Raw genomic sequence first — 9,322 nt, 5'->3', positions numbered from 1 at the left:
GCCGGGGCGTATCCGCACGGGCGGGAGACGAACGTCCCCCGGCCCCTGGTCCTGCCGCGCAGCGCGGCGGACCAGCCGAACAGCTCCGCCAGCGGGACCACCGCGCCCACCACGGCCGTCCCGCCCCGGGTCTCGGAGCCCTGCACCCGGCCGCGGCGGGCGGCCAGGTCGCCGAGCACGCCGCCCAGGCAGTCGGCCGGCACGGTCACGGTGACCTCGGCGACCGGTTCCAGCAGGGTGAGGCGGCAGGCGCGCAGGGCGGCCCGCAGCCCGGCCCGGCCGGCGGTGCGGAAGGCCGTGTCCGAGGAGTCCTTGACGTGGGTGGCGCCGTCGGTGAGGACGACCCGCAGACCGGTCACCGGGTGCCCGCCGAGCGGACCGTCCGGCAGGGCGTCACGGCACCCGGCCTCCACCGCCCGCACGTACTCCTGCGGCACCCGTCCGCCGGTGACCGCCGAACGGAACTCGAACCCGAGCCCGTCGAGCGGCTCGACGTCGAGCACGACGTGCGCGAACTGGCCCGCGCCGCCGTCCTGTTTGACGTGCCGGTGGACGAACCCGCGGACGCCGCCGGTCACCGTCTCCCGGTGGGCGACCCTCGGCCGCCCGACCGCGAGGCCGGGCCCGCCGGACAGGCGGATCTTCTCCACCGCCACCTCCAGGTGCAGTTCGCCCATGCCGGACAGCAGGGTCTGCCCGGTCTCCGGATCGGTGCGGATCGTCAGCGACGGGTCCTCCTCGGCGAGCCGGGCCAGCGCCCCGGCGAGCCGCCCGGTGTCGGTGGAGCGGACGGCCTCGACCGCCACCGACACCACCGGCTCGGCCGGCGCGGGGCGCTCCAGCACCAGCGGGTGCTCCCGGGCGCACAGCGTCGCCCCGGCCCGCACGCCCTTGGGGCCCGCCACGGCGACGATGTCGCCGGCCGCCGCGGCCTCGACCTCGGTGTACCGGTCGGCGCGCAGGCGCAGCACCCGCGCGACGCGCTCGGTGCGGCCCGTGGTCGTGTCCCGCACGACGTCCCCCTTCCGCAGGGTTCCGGAATAGATCCGCAGACTGGTCAGCCTGCCGGTGGCGGTGGCGTTCACCTTGAACGCCAGTGCGGCGAGAGGGCCTTCGGGGTCGGCCTCGCGCCGCACCTCGGCGCCCTCCCAGCTGCCCGTCACCGGGGGCAGGTCGAGCGGGGACGGCAGGTAGTCCGCCACCGCGTCCAGCAGCGGTTCCACCCCCTTGTCGCGGTAGGCGGAGCCGCAGAGCACCACCACGCCCTCACCCGTTCGGGTGAGATCGCGCAGGGCCGCGCGCAGGGTGGCCGCGGTCAGCGTGCCGTGCTCGCAGAACTCCTCGAGCGCAACGGCGTGCCGTTCGGCCACGGCCTCCTCCAGCGCGCGGCGTCGCCTCACCGCCTCGGTGCGCAGCTCCGCGGGGACCGGTGTCTCCACGGGCTCGCCGGCCCCGTCGGGCCAGGTCAGCGCGCGCAGGCCGAGCAGGTCGACGACGCCCCGGAAGCCGTCCTCGGCGCCCACCGGCAGCTGCGCCACCAGCGGAACGGGGTGCAGCCGCCCCCGGACGGAGGCGACCGCGGCGTCCAGGTCGGCGCCGGCCCGGTCCATCTTGTTGACCAGGACGATCCTGGGCACGCCGTGCCGGTCGGCCTGCCGCCACACCGCCTCGCTCTGCGGCTCGACGCCGGCCACGGCGTCCAGGACCACCACCGCGCCGTCCAGGACACGCAGGGAGCGCTCCACCTCGTCGGCGAAGTCGACGTGGCCCGGAGTGTCGATCAGGTTGATCCGCCGGCCCTTCCAGGCGCAGCTGACGGCGGCCGCGAAGATGGTGATGCCCCGCTCGCGTTCCTGGGTGTCGAAGTCGGTGACGGTGGTGCCCTCGTGCACCTCGCCGCTGCGGTGGACGGCGCCGGTGGCGTGCAGGATCCGCTCCGTGACGGTGGTCTTGCCGGCGTCGACGTGGGCGAGGATGCCCAGGTTGCGGACGTCGGCGAGGGAGAGGGCGGGGCGGCGGGTGAGGTCGTTGCGCACGGCCTTCGGCCTTTCTTGGGGTGATGATCCGGTCCTCGGGGACGCGCGATCACCGCCACGGCCGCGGCACTCCGCGAGGGGCGGGGTGTCTCAGCAGGGCGTGGCGGACGTCCGGCGCCGGCCGCGCAGCGGGCGCCGGAGGGCCGGGGACACCAGGATCACCTCGTACCGCGAACGGGGAACGACGGCATCGGCGCGCTGACGCACGGCCTGTCCCCCTTCACTCGTCACGGTCGTCCCGCCGGGAGGGCCCCGCGACACGCACGCATCGCCAAGAGGCCGGGAAAACCCGGGGGTTGCTGCGAGTGTAGGGAGCGGCGGCGGACCGGGCACCGCATTTTCGGGTGCGGGCGAGCGGCCCCGGAGAACGTCCGGTTCGCGGTAGGTTCGCCCCAGGTCCGTCTCTCGAGGAGCTTTGAGCGCATGCCCGTGAAGGTCAGTGTGGTCGTCCCGGTCTACAACCCCGGTCCCTACATCGAGGACTGCGTCGACTCGCTCCTGCGGCAGTCCCTGCGGCCGGGCGAGTTCGAGGTGGTCTTCGTCGACGACGGCTCCACGGACGCGACCCCGGCGCGGCTGGACGCGCTGGCCGCGGAGCACTCCCACATCCAGGTGATCCACCAGGAGCCGTCGGGGTGGTCGGGCAAGCCGCGCAACGTCGGCATCGCGGCATCGCGGGGCGAGTACGTGATGTTCGTCGACAACGACGACTACCTCGGGGACGAGGCCCTCGAGCGCATGTACGCGTACGCCGTGGAGAACGACGCGGACGTCGTCGTCGGCAAGATGGCGGGCAAGGGCCGCCCGGTGCCGGTGGAGCTGTTCCGCAGGAACCATCCGCGCGCCACCGTCGAGAACTCCCCGCTGATGGACAGTCTGACGCCCCACAAGATGTTCCGGCGGGCCTTCCTGGACCGGATCGGGCTGCGCTTCCCGGAGGGCCGCCGCCGTCTGGAGGACCACGTCTTCATCGCGGAGGCCTATCTGCGGGCGGAGACGATCTCGGTCCTCAGCGACTACGTGTGCTACTACCACGTCAAGCGGGACGACGCCTCCAACGCCGGGTTCCGGCGCTTCGACCCGGTCGGCTACTTCAAGAACCTGTGCGAGGCGCTCGACGTGGTCGAGCGGTACACCGAACCGGGCCCGCTGCGCGACCGGATGTACCGGCGCTGGCTGCGCAACGAGATGGTCGAGCGGATGCGGAGCACGCGGCTGCTGAACCTCCCCGACGACTACCGGCGGGAGATGTTCGGCGAGATCCGCGACGTGATCAACGAGCGGTTCGGGCCCTCCGTCGCCGCTCCGCTGGCGCCCACCCAGCGGGTGGTGGCGGCGCTGGTCGCCGCCGACCGCTACGAGGACACGCTGGCCTTCGCGGAGTGGGAGGCGTCCCTCGCCCCCCGGGCCGCCGCGGAGACGGTCGGCTGGGAGAAGGGCGTCCTGCGCCTCGATCTGACGGCCGGTTACACCGCGTCGGGCGAGCCGATGGTCTTCCCGGCCGACGGCGCGCACACCGCGCCCGAGGGTGCGCCCGAGGACGTGGCGGCGGCCGTCGCCTGGGTGCTGGCCGATGCCACCGAGCGGTTCGGCTCGGCGGGCGTGGACGTGGTGGTGCGCGAGCGCTCCACCGCGGCCCAGTACTACCTGCCGGTCGAGGTGACCCGGGAGAAGGAGCCCGCCCGAAACGGCGAAGGGGCTGGGGTGCGCCTGCGGGTGCGCGCCGCGGTGTCGCTGGATCCCGCGGTGGCCGCGGGCGGCTCACCGCTGCGGCCGGGCCTGTGGGACCTCTTCGTGCGGGTGAAGCTGGGCGGCTGGGCCCGCGAGTGCCGGATCGACCCGGCCCCGGGCGCGCCGCGCCCGGCGGGGAACGCCGCGGTCACGGACGGCAGCGTGGTCCTGCCGTACTGGACGGCCCGCGGCACCCTGTCGCTCGACGTCGACAAGGCGTCCAGGAACCTGCGCCTGGACCGGCTGTCCCCGTCCGCCGTCACGGTGACGGGCGAGGAGCTGCGGGCGACGCTGCCGCTGCACGTGGCGGACCGCTGCGACGTCCTGCTGAGGCTGGGCGGCCCGGGGGGCGAGCCGCGGATCCAGGCTCCGGGCACCCTCTCCCCGGGCGAGGACGCGGCCGGGACCTCCGTGCTGGAGGCGGCGCTGCCGTGGGACGGCGCTCCCCGGGAGGTCCCGCTGGGGCTGTCCCTCGCGGCCGACCCGCGTGCTGCGGAGCCTCGGTTCCTGTCCCTGCCGGTGGCACTGACCGCGACCGCCGACGGGGTGCGGGTGCGGCACGCGGCGCTGCCGCGGGCGGCGCGGCAGGGGCCCGGAGCGGTGCGGGGACTGCACCGGCTGGCACGGCGGCTGCCGCTGCCGGTGCGCCGCTCGCTGGTCAAGGCGATGGACACCCTCGTGCCCGGTCTTCGGGCACGGCTGACCGACAGGAAGAGTGACTGAGCACGTGCGACCGCTGAGCATCGAAGGCACCTGGCTGGTGGAGCCGGCCATCTTCCCCGACGAGCGGGGCAGCTTCCACGAGTGGTTCCGGGGACCGGCGTTCCGGGAGGCGACGGGGTACGACCTGTCACTGGCCCAGGCCAATTTCTCGGTCTCGCGCAGGGGCGTGCTGCGGGGGCTGCACTTCGCGGACGTCCCGCCGGGGCAGGCCAAGTACGTGACCTGCGGGCGGGGCGCGGTGCTGGACGTGATGGTGGACATCCGGGTCGGCTCCCCCACCTTCGGCAGGTGGGTGTCGCACCGGCTGGACGAGGAGAACCGGCACGCGGTCTTCCTCGCCGAGGGCATCGGGCACGCCTTGATGGCGCTCACCGACGACGCCACGGTCCTGTACCTGTGTTCCACCGGCTACTCCCCCGCCCGCGAGCACGGGGTGCATCCCCTCGATCCGGAGCTGGGCATCGAGTGGCCCGCGGACATCGAGCCGGTGCTGTCCGCGAAGGACGCGGCGGCGCCCTCGCTGGCGCAGGCTCGCGCGGCGGGGCTGCTGCCGGTGTACGAGGAGTGCGTCGCCCACTACGAGAAGCTGCGGGGCGACGAGTCCGTGTGAGGAGGCGCCGCGACCGACGACGGCGGAGGCCGGGACCCCGGGGTCCCGGCCTCCGCCGTCGTCGGTCAGGCCCGCTCGCCGGTGAGCTGGTCCAGCGACCTGCTCAGCTGCTCCCAGCCCTTGGCGCGCTTGGTGCCCCGGTTGCGGGCGTGGACCAGCGGCTTCCAGAACCCGGCGTTCAGCAGGTCCTCGGCGCGCACCGCGGTGGTGCGGCCGAGGATCGACTCGGGCACCTTCTGCGGGTCGGGGACCTCGAACTCGGCCATGATCTCGTCGTACTTGTCCTGCAGCACCGTGTTGGTCGGGTCGGCGCCGAAGACCAGCAGCTGTCCGGTGGGCTGGGTGTCGACCAGCACGGTCCTCAGGTCGGGCCGGTAGCGCTGAAGGATCTCGACGACCTTGTAGACGTCGCCGGTCCACGCGTTGGTGTGCCGGTCGCGCGCCGCCTCGTCGACGTTGCGCGGCAGCATGTCGTCGAGGACGACGACGCTGGCCCAGTCGGAGTGCTTCTCGACGTTGATGAAGTCCCGCAGGGCGTACTCGAAGAGGTGCATGCCGTCGATGAACGACAGGTCCAGCGTGACGTCCTGCCAGTAGCCGAACGGGCTGCGGTTGCGGGCGAGGTTACGCAGCGGGTGGCGGCCGCCCTTGAGGTGCCCCAGGGGATTCTCACGGGCGAAGAAGTCGTCACTGGTGGCCTTCACCAGGTGGACGTCGCACCGGATCTCCGTGACCACCTTGAAGGCGGGGTCGACGGCGATGCTCGGGACCCGGGAGAGGGTGAGGCTGCGGCCGTCGTTGACGCCGATCTCCAGGTAGTTCCGGTTGGCGCAGGTCTTGTGGAGCTCCCTCAGGAACTCGTGGCGCTTCACGAACAGGACTCCTTGCGGATGAGCGGGAGGGCAACATGCAGGGCGGCGCGCCAGTCGCGCAGGGGCGGCAGGCCGAGCGGCCGCCACCGGTGGTGTGCGAGAGCGCTGTAGGCGGGACGGGGTGCGGGCCGGGGGAACGCCTCGCTGGTGACGGGGCGCACCCGGGCCGGGTCGGCGTCGAGCAGGCGGAAGACCTCCTGGGCCAGTTCGTGCCAGGTGGCCTCGCCGGAGCTGGTGGCGTGGAAGACGCCGGTGGCGTCCGGGTCGTCGGCGCCCAGCCGGGCGCCGAGGTCGGCGATCCGGCCCGCGACGTCGGCGCTCCAGGTCGGCTGGCCGCGCTGATCGGCGACGACGTCCAGCGTGTCCCTGCGGGATTCCAGCTGGGTCATCGTGCGCACGAAGTTGCCGCCGTGGACGCCATAGAGCCAGGCGGTGCGCACGACGGCGCTCCGGCCGGGCAGTTCGGCGAGGACCGCCCGCTCGCCGGCGAGTTTGGTGCGGCCGTAGGCGGTGCGGGGGGCCGTGGGGTGGTCCTCGGCGTAGGGGGCGGTGGCCCGGCCGTCGAAGACGTAGTCGGTGGAGACGTGGATCATGCGGGCCGCGCCCTGTTCGGCGCAGGCCCGGGCGAGGGTGCGGGGTCCGTCGCCGTTGATCCGCAGGGCGGCCGCCTCGTCGGTCTCCGCGTCGTCGACGGCCGTGTAGGCGGCGCAGTTGACGACCACGTCGGGCCGGTGCGCGGCGAGGGCGGCGCGGACGTCGTCCTCGCACGTGATGTCGAGTTCGGCGCGGTCGAGGGTCACCGTCTCCTCGCCGCGGCGGACCAGCTCCCGCGCGGTGTCCCGGCCGAGCATGCCCGCTGCGCCGGTGACGAGCCATCTCATGCGCGCCCCTCCGTACTTCCCGTGCCTCGCCGGCCGGTGACGGACCGGCTGCCCTGACCGGAGCGGCGGCTCACCCGCCGGCCCGTTCCTTCAACGGCTCCCACCAACCCCGGTTCTCCCGGTACCAGTTGACGGTATCGGCGAGAGAGGTGGGGAAGTCGTGCCGGGGATGGTAGCCGAGTTCGGCCCGCGCCTTGCCCCAGTCGACGGAGTAGCGCAGGTCGTGTCCCTTGCGGTCCTCGACGTACTCGACCATGTCCCAGCCGGCCCCGCAGGCCTCCAAGAGCAGACCGGTGAGCTCCTTGTTGGAGAGCTCGGTGCCGCCTCCGATGTTGTAGATCTCCCCTGCTGAGCCCCGGGTTCGCACGAGTTCGACGCCCTGGCAGTGGTCCTCCACGTGCAGCCAGTCGCGGACGTTGCGTCCGTCGCCGTAGAGCGGCACCTTCCTGCCGTCGAGGAGGTTGGTGACGAAGAGGGGAATCACCTTTTCGGGGAACTGGTGGGGCCCGTAGTTGTTCGAGCAGCGGGTGACCCGGACGTCCATGCCGTGGGTCCGGTGGTAGGCCAGGGCGAGCAGGTCGGAGGACGCCTTGGAGGCGGAGTAGGGCGAGTTGGGCGCGAGGGGGTGGCTCTCCGGCCAGGATCCCGACTCGATGGAGCCGTAAACCTCGTCGGTGGAGATGTGCACGAACGCCCCGACCGAGTGCCGCAGCGCGGCGTCCAGCAGCGTCTGCGTGCCGACCACGTTGGTGAGGACGAAGTCCGCGGCCCCGGTGATCGAGCGGTCCACGTGGGACTCGGCGGCGAAGTGGACGACCTGGTCGGCGGCGCCCATCAGTTTGTCCACCAGCTCGGCGTCGCGGATGTCGCCCTGTACGAACTCCAGCCGCGGGTGGTCCAGCGGCAGGTTGTCGAGGGTGCCCGCGTAGGTGAGCTTGTCGAGCACGGTGACGCGCAGGTCCGCCGCACCGTCGGCCAGGAGGGTGCGCACGTAGGTGGACCCGATGAAGCCGGCGGCGCCGGTGACGAGGAGGTTCAGGGTGGTCATGGCTGGATCCGCACCTTGCTGTGGTCGCCGAGGACGAGACGGTGGGCGCTGGGGACGCCGGGCGCCGACTGCGTGGTCACCTCGGCGTGGCGGCCGATGAGGGACGACTCGATGCGCCCGACGCCCTCGATGGTGGCGTCCCGCAGCACGATGGAGAACTCCAGCTCGCTGCCGCTGACGGTGCAGTTCTCGCCCACCGAGGTGAACGGTCCGACGTAGGAGTCGTCGACCAGGGTGCCGGCGCCGATGACGGCGGGACCCACGATCCTGGAGCGGGTCACCCGGGCGCCCTCCTCGATCACGACCCGGCCGACCGTCTCGCTCTCCTCGTCCACCTCACCGTCGTTGCGCGGTTCCAGCGACTCCAGGACCATCCGGTTGACCTCGAGCATGTCGACGACGTTCCCGGTGTCCTTCCAGTACCCCTGGATGACGGTGGACCGCACGGCGGCCCGGTCGTCGATCAGCCGCTGGATGGCGTGCGTGATCTCCAGCTCGCCCCGCCGGGACGGCTCGATGGAGCGGACCGCCTGGTGGATCCGGGGCGTGAAGAGGTAGACGCCGACCAGCGCGAGGTCGCTCGCGGGCCGCTCGGGCTTCTCCTCCAGGGCCACCACCTGGCCCTCGGCGTCGAGGACGGCGACGCCGAAGGCCCGGGGGTCGGGGACCTTGGTCAGCAGGATCTGGGCGTCGGGGCGGCTGGCACGGAAGTCGTCGACGATGTCGGTGATGCCGCCGACGATGAAGTTGTCGCCGAGGTACATGACGAAGTCGTCCTCACCGAGGAAGTCCCGGGCGATCAGCACCGCGTGGGCCAGTCCGAGCGGCTTCTCCTGCGGGATGTAGGTCACCTGGAGGCCGAAGCGCGAGCCGTCGCCGACCGCGGCGCGGATCTCGTCGGCGGTCTCCCCGACGATCATCCCGACCTCGGTTATCCCGGCGTCGGCGATGGATTCCAGTCCGTAGAACAACACCGGCTTGTTGGCCACCGGCACGAGCTGTTTGGCCGACGTGTGGGTGATCGGCCGCAGTCGCGTGCCGGCTCCACCTGACAGGACAAGAGCCTTCATTCGGCCCACATTAGCCGCGCCCGCCCCTGTCGGGCGGCGAACCGGACGATGCGACGGCCTTTTCCCGCTTCCGCGTGACACGCCGGTCCGCGGTCCTCCCGCCGGGCGGCGGCGGGCCGGAAGAAGCCGAAAGTTTTTCCTTCCTGCCGTACAACCTTCTCCGCCGGTCGGCGGTCGATCAACCCAAGCCGCGTTTTCCGCGCCCCACCACTGCGTGTCGGCCGCGACTTCGAAAGTTTCTGTTGACGATGTCAACAGAGCGAGGCCCTGGTGTGACCCGACACGTTCGTGTAGCGTCTTCCTCGGACGCACCGCCTCGTCGGGGGGCGGGCCGGTGCGTCCGAGGAAGAC

Annotated in this window: 7 protein-coding genes; 2 read left to right on the top strand and 5 right to left on the bottom strand. The window is 72.7% G+C overall.

Annotated features, from left to right (window positions below):
• Window positions 1-2,036 (bottom strand): elongation factor G (gene fusA / locus ACOV8S_RS07965; RefSeq protein WP_448316955.1); only part of this gene is annotated, 2,036 nt, incomplete at its 3' end.
• 423 nt (window positions 2,037-2,459) lie between these two features.
• On the opposite strand from fusA, the gene ACOV8S_RS07960 reads away from it, so the two are divergent.
• Window positions 2,460-4,490 carry a glycosyltransferase family 2 protein gene (locus ACOV8S_RS07960; RefSeq protein WP_448316954.1) on the top strand — a complete coding sequence of 677 codons (2,031 nt, stop codon included), beginning with the start codon at window positions 2,460-2,462 and terminating at the stop codon, window positions 4,488-4,490.
• Between the two features lie 4 nt (window positions 4,491-4,494).
• A complete protein-coding gene (rfbC, locus tag ACOV8S_RS07955) occupies window positions 4,495-5,100 on the top strand; it encodes a dTDP-4-dehydrorhamnose 3,5-epimerase (protein ID WP_448317393.1) in 606 nt (201 codons plus the stop codon).
• 65 nt (window positions 5,101-5,165) lie between these two features.
• Here the strand turns inward: rfbC and ACOV8S_RS07950 are convergent, their stop codons facing one another.
• The 4 genes from ACOV8S_RS07950 to ACOV8S_RS07935 form a co-directional block, all read right to left on the bottom strand.
• Window positions 5,166-5,972, bottom strand: a complete 807-nt coding sequence (locus ACOV8S_RS07950; protein ID WP_448316952.1) for a class I SAM-dependent methyltransferase — start codon at window positions 5,970-5,972, stop codon at window positions 5,166-5,168.
• Window positions 5,969-6,853 (bottom strand): dTDP-4-dehydrorhamnose reductase, encoded by an 885-nt coding sequence (gene rfbD / locus ACOV8S_RS07945; RefSeq protein ID WP_448316951.1) that lies wholly within the window; start codon window positions 6,851-6,853, stop codon window positions 5,969-5,971. The genes ACOV8S_RS07950 and rfbD overlap by 4 nt, the downstream gene beginning before the upstream one ends.
• A gap of 70 nt (window positions 6,854-6,923) precedes the next feature.
• A complete protein-coding gene (rfbB, locus tag ACOV8S_RS07940) occupies window positions 6,924-7,892 on the bottom strand; it encodes a dTDP-glucose 4,6-dehydratase (protein WP_448317392.1) in 969 nt (322 codons plus the stop codon).
• A gap of 5 nt (window positions 7,893-7,897) precedes the next feature.
• Complete coding sequence (locus ACOV8S_RS07935; protein ID WP_448316950.1) at window positions 7,898-8,971, bottom strand: glucose-1-phosphate thymidylyltransferase; 1,074 nt, start codon at window positions 8,969-8,971, stop codon at window positions 7,898-7,900.
• Between the last annotated feature and the right edge of the window lie 351 nt (window positions 8,972-9,322).

It is taken from the genome of Streptomyces sp. CO7 (genome assembly GCF_053474865.1).
Note: the sequence above shows the minus strand (reverse complement) of the source record. Positions and strands in the feature narration are given on the sequence as shown.